This is a genomic window from Burkholderia sp. PR2, from assembly GCF_052372875.1.
GTDB classification, from domain to species: Bacteria; Pseudomonadota; Gammaproteobacteria; order Burkholderiales; family Burkholderiaceae; genus Burkholderia; species Burkholderia diffusa.
In genome coordinates this window covers 2,149,731-2,169,751 of sequence record NZ_JBQRWH010000001.1, presented here as the reverse complement: position 1 = coordinate 2,169,751, position 20,021 = coordinate 2,149,731, and the positions used below count along the sequence as shown (strand labels likewise).

The window sequence follows — 20,021 nt, the reverse complement described above, 5'->3', positions numbered from 1 at the left end:
GCCCGCTTGCCGGGCCCTTAAGAGGACAGTGCGATGACGAAACCCGATATTCTGAAAGGCGAGATCAAGGGGCAGGCTCAGGACGCAGACCGTCACAACCTGGCGCGGCCCGCGGTGAATGGCGCGTTGTGGGCGCGCGGCCTGACGACGCAGCGCGTGGCGGACCTGTTCAGAACCCTGCCGGGCCTTCCGGGGCACTGGATGCAACTGCAGAACGAGGTCAACGCAGGGAATCGCTATTTCTACGGCGTCCAGAACGGTCACCAGACGACCGACGAAGGTAAGGAACTGATCCGCTGGATCGCCGACGCGGTGGTCAGCGCCGCGCAGAGGGCGGGATTCGATTTTCCGTTGCAGCAGCTTCGGTTCACGGCCGATACGGGCTGGTTGAAGCTTCAGCGCGTGTCGGGGCGCGTGATGGTGTTGTCGAGGCCGTAAGCGTGGCGGGCGGCTGTCGGCGTATCGACATGTCGTGGGGCGGGTCAGCCGCGGCAGCGGGAACGCGCGCTGCCATCGACGATCGATCATGGCCTCGCGCAGGCTGCCGACGGGATCACTGACCGAAGCGCTGCGCCACCGCGTCCTTCAACCGCGCGGCGGTGATCTCACCCATGTGCGATTCGACGAGTTCGCCCTTCGCATCGAAGAACAGCGTCGTGGGCAGCCCGTGCGACCCGTACGCATGCATCGCATGCAACGGCGGATCGAGCAGCACGTTGTCGAAGCGTAGCCCCTGCTGTTCGAGGAACGCGCGCACCGCCTGCGCGTTTTCCCCCTGGTTGAGCATCAGCACCGTGATGCCGGGATGCTCGCGCTGCGCTTGTTCGAGGATCGGCATCTCGCGCCGGCAAGGCGCGCACCACGTTGCCCACAGGTTCACGACGACCGGCTTGCCGGCAAAGCGTTGCGGCAGCACGGGCGTCGAATCGAGCGCTTCGAGCTGCATCGCGGCGAACGGCGGCGCGGTGCGCTGCAGCGTCGCGAGCGTGCCTTGCGCGATACCCCATGCGGCGAGACCCGCGACGATGCCGGCTGCCACCGGGCGGCGCAGGGCGGGCAGGCGACGCAGCCGCCACACGGCGAACACGAGCGCGGCGGCGATGCCGATGCGCCAGTCGAAGCCGCCGTCGCCGAGCGCGATGATGGCGCGTGGCGCCGTTGCATATTCGCGCCACCATTGCACGACGTAGCCGATGCGTGCGGCGACCAGCCCGAGCAGCAGCACGTCGAGGATCAGGCTCGACGCGGTCTTGTGCTGGCCGTCGGGCGGGCGGCGCTGGATGAAGCGGGCGACGAGCCACGCCAGCAGCGCGGCGGCGGCTACCGCGACGACGCGGATCGAGAAGGGACCGATGCTCAACATGGGAAGAAAAGGGGTGCGGGGATCGTGGTTCGACCGGTGAAGGCGACACCGTTGCCGGTCATGTGGCGTTTCGACCCTGTGCGACGCACGCGGGTTCCCGTTAGCGCTCGCGACATGCGTCGCTCTGCGCCCGCGAATTGCATGCCGAGTACCAGCATTCAGGATGACGTTGCTTTCGTCGAAGCGTCTCGAAGCATCAGGTCGACTGACGATCGCGCGGCACCGGCAATTACTGCCTGTTTCCGCCGGAGCCAGGCGCCGCGCCGCCGAGCCGGTACGCGGTGAAGAACTCGTACCACGGCGAACCCTGACCGACCGGCACGCCGAGTGTCGACGTCCGCTGCTTCAATGCCGCGAACACGTCGTTGATACGCGCGGCCTGCGCGGCATCGCTGAACGGACGCGGCTTCGCCCTGCCGGCCGCGAACGCGCCGTAGGCGATCGCGAGCAGGCGCGCGCTGTCGTCGATCGAGAAGATCGACCCGCTGATCGCTTCGACGAAGCGCGGCCGGTCCGCTTCGCGCGATGCGGCGATGCACTGGAACACGATCGCCGACACTTCGTGCAGGTCGTTCGCGCGCAGCAATGCCGGCAGGCGTGCGGCGATCCGGTCGGCCGGTTCCTCATGCAGCGCGGCGCCGAAGTCGAGCACGGCGGCCATCGGGTTGTCGTCCTGCTTCACGCGATCGAGCGCCGATGTGGACGCGGCGACTGCTGCCTGTGCGACGGCGCCGGGCGCGCCGCGCAGCACGTCCGCCACCTGCTCCTGCCACTCCGGAAAGATCATCCGCACATTGCCGAATTGCTCGCCGCCTTGCGCGGCCGGATTCCACCGGTAGACGATCGTGCCGCCGTGAATGAACGGCGAATACAGATGCTCGGGCGTTTGCGGCAGCGGCCGCCGGTTGATCGGCAGCCATGCGAGCGTCAGCCAGTCGTAGCGGCCGGTGGCGGGCACCGACGGGCTCGAACTCGCGACGACCTGCCAGGTGCCGCGGTTCGCATAACGCCGGCGCGCGTCGGGCACCGCGACGGTTTGCTGTTTCGCGGTATCGAAGTAGGTCGTGCCGGTCACGTTGTCGCCGCTGTCCGGGGCCGGCGTGAGGGTGGCGACGACCCACGATGCACCGTCGGCCGAACGATAGTCCGACGGCTGCAGCGTGGCGACGTCGTGCACCATGCGCGTTTCGGCGGCGACGGGGCTCGGCGGAAGATGGGCGGGACCGGCGACGATACTCGGCATGGACATTCCTCGGAATCGGGTGCGTATCGGCGCACGCGAACCGAACGAGAAAGTGAGCGGCGCCGCGTGTCGTCTCTCGTAACTGTAGAACGCCGCCGCCGGAAACGGAAACCGGACGCGGCGGCGGCCACGCTCTGGAAATCGGCTGCGGCGCGCGACGGGTTGTCGAAGCATTTCGCGGGCTGGTCGCTGCCGCCGCCTGACCGCGTCGACCCGGACACGCAGAAGCCGTGGTCGCGCGCGCCGCTGTTCCGGTAGATCAAGGCGCGGCCGCTGGCGTGAAGCCGCCGCCGCGTGCGGCATGATCAACGTGGCAAGACCTTCCGGTAGATCACGAATCCGGTTTTTTCCGCGACGGCGTCGTAGAGCCGCATCGCGGTGTGATTCGTCTCGTGCGTTTGCCAGTACACGCGTTCGGCGCGTTGCGCCTGCGCGGCGTCGTACACGGCTTCGATCAACGCGCGGCCCACGCCCTTGCCGCGTTCGCTCTCGAGCGTGAAAAGATCCTGCAGATAGCAGGTTGGCCCGATCAGCGTCGTGCTCCGGTGATACAGGAAATGCACGAGCCCGACGAGCCGGCCGTCGCGTTCCGCGACACGCGCATGCACGGGCTCGTAGCCGTCGAAGAAGCGCGACCACGTGAGCTGCGTGATCTCGCGCGGCAGCGCGGTGTCGCCGAAGCGGCCGTAGAAGCGGTTGTAGCCGTCCCACAGCGGCAGCCAGTTGTCGAGATCGTCTTCGCGCACGGGGCGGACGGTCAGGCCGGTGTTGGTAGCGTTCATGGTCGCGAACCTTTCGAGGATGGATGAAATGAAGCGTTGCCGGCGCGGCCGGAAACGAGAACGGACATCCACGATAGAAAGTTCGTGGCACCATGTGTAGACCCATGACATTCCCACATTCTGGAGCCACGATGGATTACTCGGTGCTGCTGTCGACCTTCGAGCGCGAGGCGGAGCCGCACGCTGCCGCGCGGATGTCGCAGCAGCAGCGGCTGTACGCGTGTCTGCGCGACGCGATCCTGAGCGGCCGGATCGCCGAAGGCGCGCGGCTTGCCGCCTCGCGCACGCTGGCCGACGAACTCGGCATCGCGCGCAACTCGGTGCTGTACGCGTACGAGCGGCTCGCGTCGGAAGGTTTCGTGACCGGCACGCGGCAGGGCACGGTAGTCGCCCGGATGGGTTTGTGCGGGTCGCGGATCGCCGCTGCGGCGCCCGCCGGCGATGCGGCGATGCTGTCGCGGCGCGTCGCGCAGGCCGAGCGCGCGACGAGCGGCCTCGACGAATCGCTGCCGTTCATGCCGGGCGTGCCGGCCGTCGACGAATTCCCGCTCGCGCAGTGGCGGCGCTGCGTCGAACGCGCATGGCGCACGGCGGGGCCGGCGCAGCTCGGCTATCAGTCCGTGGAAGGCGACGCGGTGCTGCGCGACGCGATCGCCGGTTATTTGCGCGCATCGCGCGGCGTGCGTTGCGACGCCGCGCAGGTGATCGTCACCGACGGCACGCAGGGCGCGCTCGACCTGTGCGCCCGCGCGCTGGCGGACGCGGGCGACGTCGCATGGATCGAGAACCCCGGCTACCACGGTGCGCGCAACGCGTTTCTCGCGGCCGACCTGCGCGTCGAGCCGATCGGCGTCGATGCGCAGGGGCTGGCGCCGCATCCGGACGACTGGCGCGATCGTCCGCCGAAGCTCGTCTACATCACGCCGTCGCACCAGTATCCGCTCGGCGCGGTGATGAGCCTCGAACGGCGGCTCGCGCTCGTCGCGCGGGCGCGCGCGGCCGGCGCATGGATCGTCGAGGACGACTACGACAGCGAGTTTCGCCACCACGGCACGCCGCACGCGGCCGTGCAGGGGCTCGCGGACGATGCGCCGGTGATCTACCTCGGCACGTTCAGCAAGGTGATGTTTCCCGCGTTGCGGCTCGGCTTCATGGTCGTGCCGCCCGTGCTTGCGCAGCCGCTGCGCGACGCGGCGGGCGCGCTGATGTTGCAGGGCCGCGCGGTCGAGCAGCGCGCGCTCGCGGATTTCATCGAGGCCGGGCATTTCACGCGGCATCTGCGGCGCATGCGCCGCGTGTATGCCGAGCGGCGCGACGCGCTGCACGACGCGCTGGCGCGGCGATTGAGCACGCGGCTGACGGTATCGGGCGGCGCGGGCGGCATGCATCTGTCGGCGCGGCTCGACGTGCCGCTGGCGGACACGGCGCTGAGCCGCGTCGCGCAGGCGCACGGGCTGATCCTGCGGGCGCTGTCGTCGTTCTGCATGCCGGGCACGGCGCACGGCTACAACGGGCTCGTGCTCGGCTACGGCGGCGTGCCGGCCGAGCGGATGGACGCGCTCGCGCGGCGGATCGGCGAGATGATCGACCGCGCGTTGGCCGGGCGGTGACGTCGGATGCGGCGCGGTAGCGGGCGACCCGGCTTCGAGCGCGACAGCGAACGCGGAAATCCCGGAAGCAGTTGCCCACGTTTCGTCATTTAGCTAATATTCGAAACGTTAAACGAGGCCGAACCATGGACGACGTCACCCGCATCAGCGCACTGGCCAACGAAAGCCGTCTGGCCGTGATGCGCTGGCTCAAGCAGCCGCGCAAGCATTTCCCGCCGCAGCCGCATGGCGACTTCGACGAGCTCGGCGTGTGCTGCACGTACATCACCGAGAAGCTCGGCATCGCGCCGGCGACGACCACGCGCCACATGCGCATCCTCGCGGATGCCGGGCTCGTGCGGGCGACGCGCGTCGGCAAGTTCACGTACTACAAGCGGATCGACGATGCGCTGCATCAGTTGGGCCGCGATCTCCTGCAACTCTGATCTTCACAGAGGCAAACGACATGGACGAACTCGCCCTGCTGGCCGACGCCGACCGGCGCGCGCACGCGTATCTCGCCGCGACCGGGGAACGGCGCGCCTATCCCGATGCGGCCGCGCTCGCCGGACTTGCGGCCTTCGACGAACCGCTGCCCGATACGGGCTACCCGGCCGACGACGTGCTGCGCCTGCTCGACGAGCGCGGCACGCCTGCCACCGTCGCATCGAACGGCCCGAACTACTTCGGCTTCGTGATCGGCGCGACGCTGCCGGCCGCGGCGGCGGCCGAGCGACTGATGCTTGCGTGGGACCAGTGCGCGTCGTCGTTCGCGAATTCGCCGGTGGCCGCGACGATCGAGCGGCAGGCCGCGCGCTGGGTCGTCGACGTGCTCGGGCTGCCCGAAGACAGCGCGGTCGGCTTCGGCACGAGCGCGACGGCCTGCACGCTGGTTGCGCTGGTTGCGGCGCGGCGTGCGCTGCTCGCGCGCAAGGGCTGGGACGTCGACGAAGAAGGCCTGATCGGCGCGCCCGAGGTGAAGGTCGTGCTCTCCGAGCTTGCGCACATCACGGTGAAGAAGGCGCTGCGGGTGCTCGGCTTCGGGATGAAGCGCCTGAGCGTCGCGCCGGTCGACCCGCACGGCCGCATCGATCCCGCGCAATTGCCGCCGCTCGACGACATGACGATCCTCTGCGTGCAGGCCGGCGAAGTGAACACCGGCGAGTTCGATCCGTTTGCGACGCTGATTCCGCGCGCGAAGGCCGCCGGCGCGTGGGTGCACGTGGATGGTGCGTTCGGGCTGTGGGCGCGCGCGTCGTCGAAGCGCGCGCTGACCAACGGCATCGACGGCGCGGACAGCTGGACCACCGACGGCCACAAGTGGCTCAACACGCCGTACGACGGCGCGATGGTCATCTGCCGCGACGCGGCCGCGCTCGCGACCGCGATGAACAGCGATGCCGTTTACCTGAGCGGCGCGCAGGACGCGCAGAAGAACCTCAACCTCGAGTTCTCGCGGCGGGCGCGCGGCATTCCGGTGTGGGCCGCGCTGCGCGCGCTCGGCCGCGCCGGCGTGGCGACGCTGGTCGAACGGCATTGCGCGCAAGCCCAGCGCGTCGCCGACGGTCTGCGCGCGGCCGGCTACGACGTGCTGAACCGCGTCGTGCTGAATCAGGTGCTCGTGCGCGCCGGCACCGACGACGAGACGATCGCGATCCTTCAGGCCGCGCAGGATTCGGGCGACGTATGGTTCGGGCAGACGGTGTGGCAGGGGCGGCCGGCGTTCCGGATCAGCGTGTCGTCGTGGCGCACGGAGGACGAACACATCGATCGCCTCATCGCGTTGCTGACGAAGCTGCGCGGCGTGCACGCGGGCTGATCGGCGTCGCCAGGTCGCGGTAGACGACGCGCATGCCGGTGATCTCGTCCGCGTAAAAATGTCGGACAATAGCGCGGCATGCTCGCCGCGCCCGCCCGGGCGGCGCGTTCAACCGCTGCATTGACGCTGACGAGATCCCCATGTCCACGACACCTCCCCGGGAACTGCTGAAAGCCGCCGACATCGCGAAAATGGAACCGACCCGCGCGGTGCATTCGCTCAATCCCAACGCCGTTCGCCTCAAACGACAGCTCAGCGACCTGACCGGCCTCACGCAAATCGGCGCGCACCTGCTCACGCTGATGCCCGGCCACGAATCGGCCGAGTATCACCGCCACCTGTACGAGGAAGAATGCGTGTACGTGCTGTCCGGCACCGGCACGGTCACGATCGGCGAACGCACGTGCGAAATCGGGCCGGGCGACTTTCTCGGCTTTCCGCGCGGCGGCGATGCACACGCGTTGCAGAACACCGGCGACGTGCCGCTGGAACTGTTCATCCTCGGCCAGCGCCTCGAACACGACGTCTGCGAATACCCGAGAATCGGCAAGCGGCTTTACATCGCCGGCGAGCTCGAGGATTTCGTCGAGCTGCCGAAACGGCCGTAGACGCCACGCATCCGCATCGGCCGTCGTCATGCTTATGATGCGGGAACGCCACTGACAGGATTCCACGCCATGGACGCGCCGCATCCGCCGATGAATGCCCCCATCTCCGAAACGGAACCTGAAACCGAAACCGTCACCGAGCCGCGCGGGTCGCGCGTGCAGCGGCCCGTCGCGCTCGTCACCGGATCGACGTCGGGGATCGGCGCGGCCATCGCGCGACGACTGGCGGCGGACGGTTATGCGGTGATCCTGCATTCGCGCAATTCCGCTGCAACCGGTCGCGCGATGGCGCGCGAACTCGGCGCGGCCTACGTGCAGGCGGATCTCGCCGACGATGCGCAGCGCGTGCGGCTGATCCGCGACGCGGTGGCGGTGCACGGCCGCCTCGACGTGCTGGTCAACAACGCGGGCGTCAGCCGCGTGATTCCGCACGACGATCTCGCCGCCGCGACGCCCGACGTGTGGCACGAGATGCACGAAATCAACGTGATTGCGCCGTTCCGGCTCGTCGCCGAAGCGCAGCCCGCGCTGCTCGAAGCGGCGTCGAGCGGGCGCGCCGGGTGCGTGATCAACGTCAGCTCGCATGCGGGCGTGCGGCCGAAGGGCGCGTCGATTCCGTACGCGGCGGCGAAGGCCGCGCTCAATCACACGACGCGCTTGCTGGCGCGCACGCTCGCGCCGGCGATTCGCGTCAATGCGGTGGCGCCGGGGCTCGTCGATACGCCGCTGACCGCCGACTGGACCGCCGCGCAGCAGCTCTGGCGCGAGCACGCGCCGATGCGCCGCGCGGCGACGCCGGACGACGTCGCGCAGACGGTCGCGCTGCTCGTCGCGTCCGATTACGTGACGGGCGAGATCGTGATGCTCGACGGGGGATTGAACCTGACCTGACCCGGGGAACAGGTGATGCGGCCGGTGCGGTGAGGCGGCGGGGCGGCGTTGTGCCGGGGTGATGCGCGCCGGCGGCGAAGCCGCCAGCCGGTATCACCCCCGACGTCAGCCGAGGCTCGACCGCAGCCGCGCGAGCGCCTGGTCGTGCGTGCGTTCGAATTTCAGCGGCGTGACCGCGATGTAGCCTTCGTCGAGCGCGACCGTTTCCGAATCCGCATCGTCGTCGCGCGGTGCGCGCGCCAGTTTAAGCCAGTGATACTCGATGTCGCGCGGATCGCGCCCCGATACGATTTCGACGCCCTGCAGCGTGCCGGTGCCCTGGTTCGTCACCTTCAAGCCGCGCACGTTGTCGGCCGGCCGCGCCGGGAAATTCACGTTGAGGCACGCGTCGCTGTCCCAGCCGGCCGCGACCAGCCGGCGAATCACGTCCGGTGCATGCGTGAGCGCCGTATGCCACGGCACCGCGTTGCGGTCGCGGAAGGCCTGGCTCAGCGCGATCGCCGGCACGCCGACCAGCATGCTCGTCATCGCTGCGCCGACGGTGCCCGAGAACACCGTTTCGGTGCCGAGGTTCGCGCCGCGATTCACGCCGGACAGCACGACGTCGGGCCGCGCGTCCTTCATCAGGTGGCTGACCGCGATCGCGACGCAATCGCCCGGCGTGCCGCGCACGGCGAAGCGGCGCTCGCCCTTGCGATGCACGCGCAGCGGTTCGTGCAGGCTCAACGAGTGCGACGTGCCGCTCTGGTCTTCCGCCGGGGCGACGATCCAGACTTCACGTGCCAGTTGCGTGGCGACCTGTTCGAGCACTTCAAGGCCGGGGGCGTCGATTCCGTCGTCGTTGGTGAGCAGGACGCGGTCGAACAGCGGGCGGGTTTCTTGCATCGGGATGATCCTCGCAGGCAGGCAATGAGGGGGAAGGCATCGCGGGTACAGCCGCAAGGCTAGCATCCCGTCGTGACGCGTGCCGTGTCAGGCAGCGCCGCGGCCGGCGCGCGGATGCGAAAACGGGCGCATGGCGCGCCCGTTTTCCGGTTCGAGGTGCCGCCCGCGCGGCGTTCGGAACCACGTTGGCCGATTACCCGAGCAGATGCCGCAGCAGGCCGGCCGATACGACCCCGACGATGACGGTCGGCAGGATCGACAGGCGGGTCGCCGCGATCAGCGTGACGGCGAGTGCGAGCAGATCGGCCGGGCGTGTCGACACGAAGGCCGGCGCGATCACCGAGATCAGCACGCAACCGGGCACGTTCTCCATCACCGACGCCATCCGCGGGCTCAGCGTGCGGTTGCGCAGCAGCACGTAGCCGAGCACGCGCGACAGGTAGGTCGTCGACGCCATCAGCACGATGGTCGCGACCGTCGCGAAATCAGGCAGCATCGCGCGGCTCCCACAGCAGCGCGGCGATCAGCCCCGCGCACGCGCCGGCCGGGACGTACCACGCGCCGGCCACGGCCAGGTGCGTGGCGGCCGCGACGACGAGGCTCACGAACCACGGACGGCACGCGCGCATGCCTTTCCACATCCCGCGCAGCAGCACCAGAAATACGGCCGTGAACGCCATGTCGAAGCCGTACTGCTCGACGTTGCCGATCGTCGGGCCGACCGCCGCGCCGAGCGTCGTCATCGAGATCCACGTCAGGTACAGCCCGGCGCACACGCCCGCGTAATAGGGAACGCTGATGTGCGTGGCGGAGCGCGAACGCGCGTCGGCGAGCGACATCGCCCAGCTTTCGTCGCACATGAAGAACAGCGCGGCGAACGCGCGGCGGCGCGGCAGGCGCCGGATGTACGGCGCGAACGCCGCACCCATCAGGATGTGGCGCGAATTCACGAGGAACGACATCGCGACGATCAGCGCAATGTGCGGCGGCGACGTCCACAGATGGATCGCCGCGAATTCGGAGCCGCCGCCGAAATTCAGGCCCGTCATCATCGGGACCTCGAACAGGCTCAGCCCTTTTTGCGCGGCCTGCGCGCCCAGCACCAGCGCGAACGGCACGAAACCCAGCATGACGGGCAGCGCCGCGCGCAATCCGCGGCCCATCTCGGCGACATAGGCGGGCTTGTCGCGAAGCCCGGACGACGTTGAAACGCTACTGCTCATTACTCCTCCTACGGGGAGGAGGATTGTCTGCTTTTTTGACTCGAATCGGGTTGCGTTGCGGATCGATATTCTTGAGAATTTGGCATTGAGCGAGTAATTTGCGATTTTTTTGGAATTTGATGCCAATGAAGCTTGACGCTATCGACCGGCGGATCCTGAGCGCGCTGCAACGCGACGGCCGCATGCAGAACGTGGAACTCGCGCACGAGGTCGGGCTGTCGCCGTCACCGTGCCTGCGGCGCGTGCGGCTGCTCGAGGAAGCGGGCGTGATCGAGAAATACGTTGCCGTGCTGAACCCGGCGAAGGTCGGCAAGGGGCTGACGATCTTCACGCGCGTGTGGCTGAAGGGACAGGACGCCGAATCCGTGAACCGCTTCGCGGAGGCCGTCCAGCAGATGCCGGAAGTGGTCGAATGCCACCTGATGGCCGGCGACTGCGATTTCCTGCTGCGCGTGGTGGCGGCCGACATCGACGACTACCGGCGCTTCCAGATGGAATACCTGACGCGCATCCCGGGCGTGCTGAGCGTGAAGACCGACATTCCGATGCAGAAGGTCAAGCTCACGTCGGCGCTGCCGACGTGACGCGGCACGGGCGCTTGACGACGACCCGGCGAATCGTCACCGGCCGGTGACATTTGGCCGATACACTGAGGGACGAGCCGCCTCGCCGCGCGCCGGCAGCATCACGGTGCGACTTCGATGCGCAAGCAACTAACGGTCAACCGCGAGGGGATCGACGAATACGCGCGCAGCGCGATGCGATCCGCCGGGCGGTGCGTCTTTCTTGTCGGGCCATTCATGCAGCCATTCAACAATCCGTGGAATTCGCTGGAAATCGTCAAGCTCGTGCTCGGCGTGCTGACGCCGTTGTCGGTCGCGTGTCTCGGCTGGCTCGTCGCGCGCCGGCTGAAGCGGCTCGAGCTCGTGCAGTGGACCAACCAGCGGCTGATCGAGAAGCGGCTCACGCTGTACGACACGGTCGCGCCGCAGCTCAATGCGCTGCTGTGCTTCTACACGTGGATCGGCTACTGGAAAGACATCTCGCCGGACGACGTGATCCGCGCGAAGCGCGAACTCGACCGCACGTTTCACATCTACCGCTACCTGTTCGACGACGACGTGTACGACGCGTATCACACGTTCATCCACGCGTTGTTCGAGATGCATACGGGGCCGGGGCGCGACGCGCGGATTCGCTCGCTGATCCAGTCGCCGGACGGCGACCGCAGCGTGCACGGCACGTATGAGTGGAAGGCCGCGTGGTCCGAGCGGTTCTCGACCGCGAACGTGACGGACAAGGCCGATGTGGTGCGGCACTACACGCGGCTGATGGAGCGGCTGCGCGTGGCCCTCGGCGCGAATCGCTGACGATTGCTGACGCGGCAGCGCCGGCCGCCCGAGCGACGGGCGGCCGGGAGCGATGAATCAAGCGAACGCCACCGCGCCGATCACTGTTTCCTGCAAGCCACCTGATAATCGATCACGGTATTCGCCGACGGCGTGTCCGGCTCGCCGCCGGCCGTCGTCACACCGAGCACGCCGGCCGCGCTCCGATACCGCAGCGCGCAATACCCCATGCCGGTGCCCGAGCACGCTTCGGCTTCGATGATCCCGTGCTTCGCGAGCGTGGCCGCGCCGTCCAGCGGGTCCGGCCTCTCGCGCGGACGCAGCGGCTGCCAGCCACGCGAGATCAGGATCTTGCGGGCCGCGTCGAGTGGCTTGCCGTACACGTTGGGCACGACTGCACGGCCGTGGCAGTACGTGCGTTCGGCGGCGACCGCGGTCAGCCGCAAGCCGCCATGCGCTTCGCGCAACTCGCCGACGGGCGCCGACGGGCCATCGCCACCCCAGACGAGCAGCGCGCCGCTTTCCAGCAACTCGACCGAGCCGAGCTGCCAGCCGGCCGAGCGTGCCGTATAGCCGAGCGCGACGAGCGTCGTGCCGTCGAAGACGCCGACATTTGCGTTGCGCGCGTAACAGATCGCGCTTGTGCCCGGCTTGAAACCGCTCGCGAACGTGACGACCGTGTAGCGGCCGAGCGGCGCTTCCGACGTCACGATCCAGCCGAGCTTCGCTACGTCGCGGCCGGCCGCGGTTGCGGTCTTCGCACGATATTGCGCACAGAACGCGTCGAGCGTGCCGTTCTCCGGCGAGTGCGGCAGCGCGCCGAGCGGAACCAGAGACGCGCCGGCGATATCGGAAGCCGTGCGCAGCGTCTCGGCGGACGCCGCGCCGCCGAGCGCGACACACGCGAGGGCGGCGATCGATGCGACGCGACGGGCAATCGGCTGGACAGTCATGCGACGCATGTGGAGGGTCTTCGGGAAAGAACGGGCATCGACCGTTTGCGTGCGTGCCCGTCGCCGGGCATTCAAGCCTTCGCGACCACGTCGATCCGCAGCGCCTCGCCGCCGTCGACGATCGCCAGCAGACGATCGACGTTCGGGTGTGCGCCCGGGCGGTTACGCGCGTCGGCGGTGTGCTCCGCGAACACGGCGAGGCCGTGCTCGGCGGCCTTCGCGTCGAGCGTGCCGAATACCTGCTTCAGGTAGTTGTACACCGCGAGCGAGCCCTGCTTGCCCGGCTGATTCTCGATGCTGGCGACCACGTCGCCGTTCGCGCCGACGAGATCGATGCGCGCGACACCTTCGATGGCCGGCAGTTGCGCGAGGTTGTCCTTGAATACTTGGGTCGGTTGAATCACTGAAACACTCCGTCGGTTCGGTCATGGGTCAATCGGCCAGTATCTTATCCGATCGACATGCCCGCTTCGCGCGCGCGGTCGATGTCGGGGCTGCGATAGGCGCGCTCCGGAATCTCGGCGAGCCGTGACGCATGCACCTGATGCGGCGCGAGGCCATAGAACTTCTGAAAACTCATGATCAGCGGCGACCATTTGTCCGGATCGATGCGGTCCGCATGACCGTCCATCAGCAGGTCGGGATGTACGTGAACGCGCTGGATGCGCACCTCGAACACGCGGATGTGGCCGCGCAGGTCGGGTGCTTCGTCGCCGATGCCGTGCGTGGCGGCGACCACCGCTTCCAGATGCACCGGACATTCGAGCGCGCGCGGCGGTGCGATGGTCTGCGAGGCCGTTTCGGTGAGCCCGGCGGTGCCGAACTTGTCCGGTTCGTACACGTAGCCGCGTGCCTGCTTCGACTCGGGCACCGGATGCGTGCCCGTCGTGCGCGCGATGCGGTCGACGGCCTGCGCCTGCGCCGCCGACGGCAGGTTCAGCACGCATTCGCCGGTGCGCATCAGGTTGTGCGTGGTCTGCGAGCTGGCGGCGAGCCCGAGCATGCAGCGCCAGCCGAGCCAGAACGCGGACGACATCGGCGCAAGATTGGCCGTGCCGTCCGGATTCAACGTGCTGATCAGCACGACGGGCGTGCCGAAATAGAGGATGTTCGGTTCAGTGATGCGATGCGCAGCGTTCATGGTCGGTCCTTCGTTGACGGGATCAGTTCGCATGCTGATCGCGTCGCCGCCGCGCGGCGCTCCGATTCTTGTCATGTCATCCGCACGGCGCGGGCGCCCTCGGCATCGCGCGTGCTTTTCCGCTAGAGTAGGAAATCGAAGGTCGCATGTGCCGCCCACGCCGGCGCGCCGCGGCCACGTTCCGCAATTGCACACGAGGGGCCCGATGGACATCGAGCAACGCTACACCGCCAACGCGCCGACGCGCGCGGAAGTCGACGCACTGGCCGGTGCGACCGTCATCGAATTCGGCACGAACTGGTGCGGAATCTGCGCGGGCGCGCAGCCTGCGATCGTCGCGTCGTTCTCCGCGCATCCGGCCGTGCGGCACCTGAAGATCGAGGATGGCCCGGGTCGGCCGCTCGGCCGTTCGTTCGGCGTGAAGCTGTGGCCGACGCTGGTATTCCTGCGCGACGGGGTCGAAGTCGCGCGCGTCGTGCGCCCCGCCGATGCCAGGCAGATCGAGGCCGACGGCTTCGCCGCGCTCGCCTGAGGTCGTCGTCATGCAACAGGCCATCACGCATATCGGTGTCGACGCGCGCGGCAGCGGCCTCGTCGAGTTCACGCCGCAAGTGCGCGCATTCGTCGATCAGCAGGCCATCCGCACCGGGCTGCTGACCGTGTTCTGCCGCCATACGTCCGCGTCGCTGCTGATCCAGGAGAATGCGGATCCGTCCGTGCAGCGCGATCTCGAACGTTACTTCGCGACGCTCGCACCCGAAGACGACACGCGCTACGAGCACGACACGGAAGGCCCCGACGACATGCCCGCCCATCTGCGCACGGCGCTTACGCAAGTGCAGCTGTCGATCCCGGTCGAGCACGGACGCATGGTGCTCGGCACGTGGCAGGGCATCTATCTGTTCGAGCATCGTCGCGCCGCGCATCGGCGTGACATCGTGCTGCATTTGATCGGCGAGTAAGCGGGAAACGCGCAATGGGCCGCTGGAAGGCCTGCCCGTCACGCACCGCGGCCACGCTCAGCCGAGCAGCTTCTCGAGGAGCGCGCCAAGTTCGCGCAGGTGAACGGGCTTCGGCAGGAATGCGTCGAACACCCGCTGGTTCTCGCGCAGCGCGGCCGATTCGTATGCGCTGACACCGAGAATCGACGGAAACTTTCCGTCGTCGTCCGGTTGCGCGACCATCCGGATGCGGCGCGCGACTTCGAAGCCACTCACGTCCGGCAGTTCGAGATCGAGCACGACGAGGTCGTAATGCATCTCGCCGAAACGGGCGATGCCTTCCTGCCCGGTGCCGCACAGGTCGACGTCGAGGCCGAGCGCCGAGAGCATCGCGCCGAGCGTTTCGCGCGCGTTGTCGTTGTCGTCGACCACGAGCGCGCGGCGGTTGCGATGCGCGGCGGCGGCCGGCCACGCGGGTGCGTCGCCGGTCGTTTCGCTGGCATCCGGCACCTCGGCCGGCAGCGTCACGACGAACTCGCTGCCTTCGCCGACGACGCTGCGCACGTCCACGTGGCCGCGCAGCGTCGTCACGATCTCGCGCACGACCGCGAGCCCCATCCCGATTCCGTCCACGTGCAGGCCGACCGCGTCGTTCGCGCGGTAGAACGGCTCGAAGATCTTCGACAGATGCTGCTTCGCGATACCGGCGCCCGTGTCCCGCACGGCGAGTTTCAGTTGCCGGCCGGCCGGCGCGTCGACGAGCATGATCGATACGTCGATCGATCCGTCGACGGTGTATTTCACCGAATTCTCGATCAGGTTCGACAGCACCTGACGCAACAGCTTGCGATCGGAGCGGATCGCGAGGTCGTGCGGCTCGACGCGCTGCGCGACGGCGATCCGCTTGGTCGCGATCTTCGCGCGCAGCGGATCGAGCACCTCGGCGAGCAGCGACGCCATGCCGACCGTTTCGGTTTCGGCGAGGCGCTTGGTCGAGCGCAGCTTGATGTAATCGGTGAGGTCCTTGACCAGCGCTTCGAGCGACGACGCGGAATTCTGCAGCCGCCGGATCGTCTTCAGGTTGGCGTCGGACTGCGGCCGCGCGAGCAGGATCTCGATCGAACCGCAGATCGCCTGCAGCGGCGTGCGCAGTTCATGGCTGACCATTCCGAGGAACGCGTTCTTCGCCTCGATCATCTCGAACGCGCGATCGGATGCCTTGCGCTCCGCATCGAGCGCGGCGTCCTGTCGTTCGAGCAGGGCGTCGCGCGTGCGCATCGTATAGAACAGCAGCAGGAACAGCGCGCACAGGATCACGCCGAGGATGATGCCGAGCGACACGATCGCCCGCTGCTTTTCCTTCAGCTGATGGAACGTGAAATCGCGCTGCGCCATCTCGATCGCGCGGAAGTAGTTCGCAAGGCCGTTGACCTTCGGCCAGTACGCGTTGACGTCGTCGATCACGTGCGGCGCAACGTTCGGTGCGTCGCGCAGCAGCGGCACGTCGTGCTTCAGGCGCGCCATGAATGCGCCGAGCACCGCGATTTCCGCGCGCGCGCGCGGGATGCGCAGCCAGTATTCGGACACTTCAGACGGCCGCTGCAGGAACCCGAACGACACCGACAGGCTGTCGAGCTGGATCTGCACGTGGTCGAAGTCGTCGTCCACGTGCGTCGAGTAGAGGATCAGCTGGCGGTCGAAGCGCGTGTAGGCGTTCCGGTATTGCGCGGCCGTCCAGAACACGCCTTCGCGCGGTCCTTCCAGCACGCCCTCGTTGACCGAGGTCGCGAGCAGGTCCCACAGCAGGAATGCCCATGCGGCGAATCCCAGGATCCACAACGATCCCAGGATGAGGATGATCTTTCTGTTCTTCCACCGCCCGCGCATCATGTCGCGCGTTTACTTCACGGTCAGGCCGATGATCTGCCATGCGAACTTGGCTTCGCCGAGCGGCGTCTTCAGCTCGTCGGGATACTGGTCGCGCGGATACATGATCCACAGCGGGCCGTAGTTGTCGTTGCCGAGCACCTTGCCGTTCATCGTGCGTGCGAGGATCACGCCGTACTTGTCGGCGTCCGACACGGGGATCGTGAACGTGTATTCGTCGATGCAGCGGAACTCGATCTGCGTGCCGTGCGCGTCGACGGTCTTCAGCACGTCGGACAGGCGCGGGCCGGTGAAGGTCGCTTTCGGTGTCCAGCTCGTCGACGTGACGATCGTGTGCTGCGGCAGTGCCATCAGCGCCTGCTCGGTAAAGACGAACGTCGTCTTGCCGGGCTGGTTGCTGCGGCCGATCTTGCCGTCGACGGTGAACGTGAACGACGCGGCCCAGCTCGCGGCGGCCATGCCGAGCAGGCCGGCCGTGATCAGGGTCTTGATCCAGAGGGTCGAAATTCGCATGTGTTTCCCTTTTTCGTGTTCGTGTGGTGGCCGGTTCTCGTCGTGGTCTCAGCTCGCGGCGGCGGCCGTGGCCACCGGCTGCGTGATCTTCAGTTCGCGCGCGACTTCGGCGAACAGGATCGGCAGGCGCACCGGCTTTTCCTCGCAGCGCGCGTTGTAGTGCGACACGATGTGCGCGATCTCGTCCTCGCTCGCTTCGCCGGTGGAGATCTTGCCGGTCAGCAGGAAGATCGGCGCGCCGCCGTTCTCGCTCGAGCGGATGCCGCGCACGAGCTCGGCGGCCGTCTGGTCGCCGAGCATCCAGTCGAGGATGTAGCCGTCGAAATCCTCGACTTCCAGCGCCTTGCGGAACGACGCGCCGTCATGGTACGGAATCGCGTTCACGCCTTTTTCGATGAAGTATTCGCACACGGTCTCGGCGACGTCCCGCGAATCGTCGACCACCGCGATCCGCGCCGCGTACACGGTCGGCTGGCTCGAGCGCAGTTCGATGACGTCGACCGGATAGAGGCGGCCTTCGCGCGCGTGCTGGCGTTCGGTGACGATCCATTCGCCCTGCCACTGCAACGCGACGAAATCCGTTTCGGCCTGGCTGCTGGCCTTCGCCGAGATCGCCGCGCGGCAGCGGAAACGGCGCGACTCGATCACGAGCGTCGCGTCGATCATCTCGGCGGCGGCCGGCTGTGTACCCTTGTCGTCGAGCAGGATCGCGGGCGGCACGCCGAAGTGCGTCGCGATGTCCTGCAACTGCGACAGGTTCCACGGGATCAGGCCTTTCATCTTGCGCGTGACGACCGAGAAACTGAGGCCCAGCACGTTCGCGATCGTCGTGTTGTGACTGCGCGGCGGAATCCCGTTGCGCGTCAGCAGATCGCGCACCTTGGTTGCGGTAATGAGATCGACATTGGCCTGCTCGCTATTGGACATCTCGACGGGGTCTCCTGGTTTTAGCGACGAAGAGCATATTCAAAAGTGACGCGATACGCAAACTTTGAAATCGCGAATCACCTTGACATGCCATTTTTCTCCATTATTATTGCTCACCACGTCACTATTGTTTGCCGCGTCAGGTTGAGGCGCCGGTGTCGACAACGGTCGGCCCAGCGAAAAGCGGCAGCCCGCGCGTGACTGAACGATACGAAGAGAGCCTGAGAGAGCCGTGGACCGCGTGTCGGCGTGGGTGAATTGTATTCGCCCCGCCGCGCGCGAGCCGGGTACGCGCTCGCGGGGTGAGATAGCGCGAAGCAGTGCGGCGCAAATAAATCGAGGGAAAAGTAAAAATGGTTCGCCGTTTTCTGGCACCGGGGCTGCTGTTGTTGCTGTTGGCCGCGTGCGCGCAGGATCCGTCCGTCACCGGCAACACGGTGCGGATCTGCGATGACACCGGGTGTTCCTATCGCCCTAAAGATCAGGTCTCCTATCAAAAAAGGGACGATTCCGACGATCGCGAGGATCCTCGCATCGTTTCATTGAAGCAGGCCGCGAAGACGCAGCCGAAGGCCGCCTACGACCTCGGCCTGCGTTATTTCCGCGGCGATGGCGTGCGCCAGGACAGCTACCAGGCACTCAAGTGGATGCGCGATGCCGCCGAGCGCGGCGACCTGAACGCGCAGAAGGCGCTCGGCAGTTTCTACCTGTTCGGCCTCGAGGAGATGGGCTCCGATCCGCGCGAAGCGGACAAGTGGCTGTCGATCGCCGCGGGCCGCGGCGACAAGGAATCGAAAAAGCTGCTCGAGCTCGCCCGCAAGGCGAAGAAGGACGACGAGGACGACTGGAAATGGCGCACGCAATGGCGTGACGTCTATTACGGCTACTGGTACTCGGGCTATCCGTACTACGGCGTCTGGCATCAGACGTACTGGTACTACTGACCGGGCCGAAAGCAACGGAGGCGGCTGCGGGGAGACCACCATCGCGCGCCACGCCGGGGGGCTTATCAAAGTTCGCACGAACACATAAGCCGAACAACGACTCTATCGATCGACAACGACATGAAGACCATCCTTTCCCAACGTCTCACTCAAGGTGCGCTGGTTGCAGCGCTTTGCGCGTCCGTCGCCGGCTGCGGCGGCATGGTGACGCCCGGCGGCCAGAACGCCGGCGTCACGGGCGCTGCCGCGGGCGGCGCGAGCGCCGGTGCGGATTCGCAACTGCAGCGCTGCGCGTCGCCGCTCGGCACGATCGCGGTCGACGACGGCCGCAATGCCGACTGGTGGGGCCCGTTCGGCAGTGCGACCAAGGTGACGAGCATCGACCCGCTGTTGCGCCTGGCCGTCCAGCAGTCGAACTGCTTCGTGATCACGTCGATCGGCAACCAGAAGAGCGATGCGCGCCTGTCGCGCATCACGCAGCTGCAGCGCAACTCGGGCGAATACCGTGCGGGTTCGAAGCAGCACAAGGGCCAGCGCGTCGCGGCCGACTACTACATGGAACCGCAGATCGTGATCAACGATTCGCCGATCGGCGGCATCGGCAGCATGATCGGCGGGCTGATCGGCAACAGCGCGATCGCGGCGGTGGCCGGGCATCTGCAGACGAAGGCGTCGGTCGTGACGCTGACGCTGTTCGACGTGCGCTCGGCCGTGCAGATCGCGGCGTCGGAAGGCAGCTCGACGGCGACCAACTACGGCGCGGCGCTGGGCGGCCTGGGCGGTGGCGTGGGCGGCGGTCTCGCCGGCTTCTCGACGACGCCGGAAGGCAAGGCGACGGTCGTCGCGTTTATCGACGCGTGGAACAAGATGGTCGTCGCGCTGCGCAGCTACAAGGCGCAGGACGTCAAGGGCGGCCTTGGCCGCGGTGGTCAATTGCAGGTCAACTGACGTTCCGGGCCGGCG

The 20,021-nt window shown here is 67.5% G+C and carries 24 protein-coding genes and 1 pseudogene; 13 read left to right on the top strand and 12 right to left on the bottom strand.

Annotated elements, in window-relative coordinates:
- Nucleotides 1-33 precede the first annotated feature (33 nt).
- Nucleotides 34-438: a hypothetical protein gene (locus ACT2FV_RS09580; protein WP_059605000.1), complete on the top strand. Its 405-nt coding sequence runs from the start codon at nt 34-36 to the stop codon at nt 436-438.
- 115 nt (nt 439-553) lie between these two features.
- On the opposite strand, the gene ACT2FV_RS09575 is transcribed toward ACT2FV_RS09580, so the two are convergent.
- Both ACT2FV_RS09575 and ACT2FV_RS09570 read right to left on the bottom strand, forming a co-directional pair.
- Entirely contained in the window at nt 554-1,363 is an 810-nt protein-coding gene (locus ACT2FV_RS09575; RefSeq protein WP_444503746.1) for a TlpA family protein disulfide reductase, read from the bottom strand.
- A 229-nt stretch (nt 1,364-1,592) separates the two neighbouring features.
- A complete protein-coding gene (locus ACT2FV_RS09570) occupies nt 1,593-2,606 on the bottom strand; it encodes a hypothetical protein (protein ID WP_444503745.1) in 1,014 nt (337 codons plus the stop codon).
- Nucleotides 2,607-2,759: 153 nt separating this feature from the next.
- On the opposite strand from ACT2FV_RS09570, the pseudogene ACT2FV_RS09565 reads away from it, so the two are divergent.
- Nucleotides 2,760-2,864, top strand: a pseudogene (locus ACT2FV_RS09565) (class I SAM-dependent methyltransferase); the annotation flags it as partial.
- A gap of 47 nt (nt 2,865-2,911) precedes the next feature.
- Here ACT2FV_RS09565 and ACT2FV_RS09560 read toward each other — a convergent pair.
- Nucleotides 2,912-3,388 (bottom strand): GNAT family N-acetyltransferase, encoded by a 477-nt coding sequence (locus ACT2FV_RS09560; RefSeq protein WP_444503744.1) that lies wholly within the window; start codon nt 3,386-3,388, stop codon nt 2,912-2,914.
- Nucleotides 3,389-3,519: 131 nt separating this feature from the next.
- Between ACT2FV_RS09560 and pdxR the strand changes: the two genes are divergently transcribed.
- From pdxR to ACT2FV_RS09535, 5 genes are all read left to right on the top strand, one after another.
- The gene (pdxR, locus tag ACT2FV_RS09555; protein WP_444503743.1) at nt 3,520-4,998 is read left to right on the top strand and encodes a MocR-like pyridoxine biosynthesis transcription factor PdxR; all 1,479 of its coding nucleotides are present in this window, start codon (nt 3,520-3,522) and stop codon (nt 4,996-4,998) included.
- A 125-nt stretch (nt 4,999-5,123) separates the two neighbouring features.
- On the top strand, nt 5,124-5,423 hold the full coding sequence (locus ACT2FV_RS09550) for an ArsR/SmtB family transcription factor (RefSeq protein WP_059605012.1): 300 nt from the start codon (nt 5,124-5,126) through the stop codon (nt 5,421-5,423).
- A gap of 20 nt (nt 5,424-5,443) precedes the next feature.
- Entirely contained in the window at nt 5,444-6,796 is a 1,353-nt protein-coding gene (locus tag ACT2FV_RS09545; RefSeq protein WP_444503742.1) for a pyridoxal phosphate-dependent decarboxylase family protein, read from the top strand.
- A 140-nt stretch (nt 6,797-6,936) separates the two neighbouring features.
- Nucleotides 6,937-7,404, top strand: a complete 468-nt coding sequence (locus ACT2FV_RS09540) for a cupin domain-containing protein (protein ID WP_124627681.1) — start codon at nt 6,937-6,939, stop codon at nt 7,402-7,404.
- Nucleotides 7,405-7,473: 69 nt separating this feature from the next.
- Complete coding sequence (locus ACT2FV_RS09535; protein ID WP_444503741.1) at nt 7,474-8,295, top strand: SDR family NAD(P)-dependent oxidoreductase; 822 nt, start codon at nt 7,474-7,476, stop codon at nt 8,293-8,295.
- 105 nt (nt 8,296-8,400) lie between these two features.
- On the opposite strand, the gene surE is transcribed toward ACT2FV_RS09535, so the two are convergent.
- The 3 genes from surE to ACT2FV_RS09520 all read right to left on the bottom strand — a co-directional run bounded on the left by surE (nt 8,401) and on the right by ACT2FV_RS09520 (nt 10,403).
- A complete protein-coding gene (gene surE / locus ACT2FV_RS09530; protein ID WP_151047125.1) occupies nt 8,401-9,180 on the bottom strand; it encodes a 5'/3'-nucleotidase SurE in 780 nt (259 codons plus the stop codon).
- A 193-nt stretch (nt 9,181-9,373) separates the two neighbouring features.
- Complete coding sequence (locus ACT2FV_RS09525) at nt 9,374-9,676, bottom strand: AzlD family protein (RefSeq protein ID WP_162999222.1); 303 nt, start codon at nt 9,674-9,676, stop codon at nt 9,374-9,376.
- Nucleotides 9,666-10,403: an AzlC family ABC transporter permease gene (locus ACT2FV_RS09520; RefSeq protein ID WP_444503740.1), complete on the bottom strand. Its 738-nt coding sequence runs from the start codon at nt 10,401-10,403 to the stop codon at nt 9,666-9,668. Before ACT2FV_RS09520 ends, ACT2FV_RS09525 begins: the two co-directional genes overlap by 11 nt.
- A 125-nt stretch (nt 10,404-10,528) precedes the next feature.
- Between ACT2FV_RS09520 and ACT2FV_RS09515 the strand changes: the two genes are divergently transcribed.
- Together ACT2FV_RS09515 and ACT2FV_RS09510 are read left to right on the top strand one after the other, a co-directional pair.
- Nucleotides 10,529-10,987, top strand: a complete 459-nt coding sequence (locus tag ACT2FV_RS09515) for an Lrp/AsnC family transcriptional regulator (protein WP_006486309.1) — start codon at nt 10,529-10,531, stop codon at nt 10,985-10,987.
- Between the two features lie 216 nt (nt 10,988-11,203).
- The gene (locus ACT2FV_RS09510; protein WP_059685249.1) at nt 11,204-11,773 is read left to right on the top strand and encodes a hypothetical protein; all 570 of its coding nucleotides are present in this window, start codon (nt 11,204-11,206) and stop codon (nt 11,771-11,773) included.
- A gap of 80 nt (nt 11,774-11,853) precedes the next feature.
- On the opposite strand, the gene ACT2FV_RS09505 is transcribed toward ACT2FV_RS09510, so the two are convergent.
- From ACT2FV_RS09505 to ACT2FV_RS09495, 3 genes are all read right to left on the bottom strand, one after another.
- A complete protein-coding gene (locus ACT2FV_RS09505) occupies nt 11,854-12,714 on the bottom strand; it encodes a hypothetical protein (RefSeq protein WP_151047121.1) in 861 nt (286 codons plus the stop codon).
- 62 nt (nt 12,715-12,776) lie between these two features.
- The gene (locus tag ACT2FV_RS09500) at nt 12,777-13,109 is read right to left on the bottom strand and encodes a DUF2322 family protein (protein WP_124627670.1); all 333 of its coding nucleotides are present in this window, start codon (nt 13,107-13,109) and stop codon (nt 12,777-12,779) included.
- A 44-nt stretch (nt 13,110-13,153) separates the two neighbouring features.
- Nucleotides 13,154-13,846, bottom strand: coding sequence for a flavin reductase family protein (locus ACT2FV_RS09495; RefSeq protein WP_444503739.1), 693 nt, complete (start codon nt 13,844-13,846; stop codon nt 13,154-13,156).
- A gap of 205 nt (nt 13,847-14,051) precedes the next feature.
- On the opposite strand from ACT2FV_RS09495, the gene ACT2FV_RS09490 reads away from it, so the two are divergent.
- The gene (locus ACT2FV_RS09490) at nt 14,052-14,378 is read left to right on the top strand and encodes a thioredoxin family protein (RefSeq protein ID WP_124903189.1); all 327 of its coding nucleotides are present in this window, start codon (nt 14,052-14,054) and stop codon (nt 14,376-14,378) included.
- A 10-nt stretch (nt 14,379-14,388) separates the two neighbouring features.
- Nucleotides 14,389-14,808 (top strand): secondary thiamine-phosphate synthase enzyme YjbQ, encoded by a 420-nt coding sequence (locus tag ACT2FV_RS09485; RefSeq protein ID WP_059605044.1) that lies wholly within the window; start codon nt 14,389-14,391, stop codon nt 14,806-14,808.
- A gap of 57 nt (nt 14,809-14,865) precedes the next feature.
- Here ACT2FV_RS09485 and atsR read toward each other — a convergent pair whose 3' ends face one another.
- Genes atsR through ACT2FV_RS09470 form a run of 3 tightly spaced genes read right to left on the bottom strand, consistent with a single transcriptional unit; the run spans nt 14,866 to nt 18,114 of the window.
- Nucleotides 14,866-16,677, bottom strand: a complete 1,812-nt coding sequence (gene atsR / locus ACT2FV_RS09480; protein ID WP_444503738.1) for a hybrid sensor histidine kinase/response regulator AtsR — start codon at nt 16,675-16,677, stop codon at nt 14,866-14,868.
- A 9-nt stretch (nt 16,678-16,686) separates the two neighbouring features.
- Nucleotides 16,687-17,187, bottom strand: coding sequence for a molybdopterin-dependent oxidoreductase (locus ACT2FV_RS09475; protein ID WP_059605050.1), 501 nt, complete (start codon nt 17,185-17,187; stop codon nt 16,687-16,689).
- Nucleotides 17,188-17,235: 48 nt separating this feature from the next.
- A complete protein-coding gene (locus ACT2FV_RS09470; protein WP_151047117.1) occupies nt 17,236-18,114 on the bottom strand; it encodes a response regulator in 879 nt (292 codons plus the stop codon).
- Between the two features lie 353 nt (nt 18,115-18,467).
- Here ACT2FV_RS09470 and ACT2FV_RS09465 point away from each other — a divergent pair, with 353 nt between their 5' ends.
- Complete coding sequence (locus ACT2FV_RS09465) at nt 18,468-19,058, top strand: tetratricopeptide repeat protein (RefSeq protein ID WP_151047115.1); 591 nt, start codon at nt 18,468-18,470, stop codon at nt 19,056-19,058.
- Between the two features lie 120 nt (nt 19,059-19,178).
- Complete coding sequence (locus ACT2FV_RS09460; RefSeq protein ID WP_059605061.1) at nt 19,179-20,006, top strand: hypothetical protein; 828 nt, start codon at nt 19,179-19,181, stop codon at nt 20,004-20,006.
- The last annotated feature ends 15 nt before the right edge of the window (nt 20,007-20,021 follow it).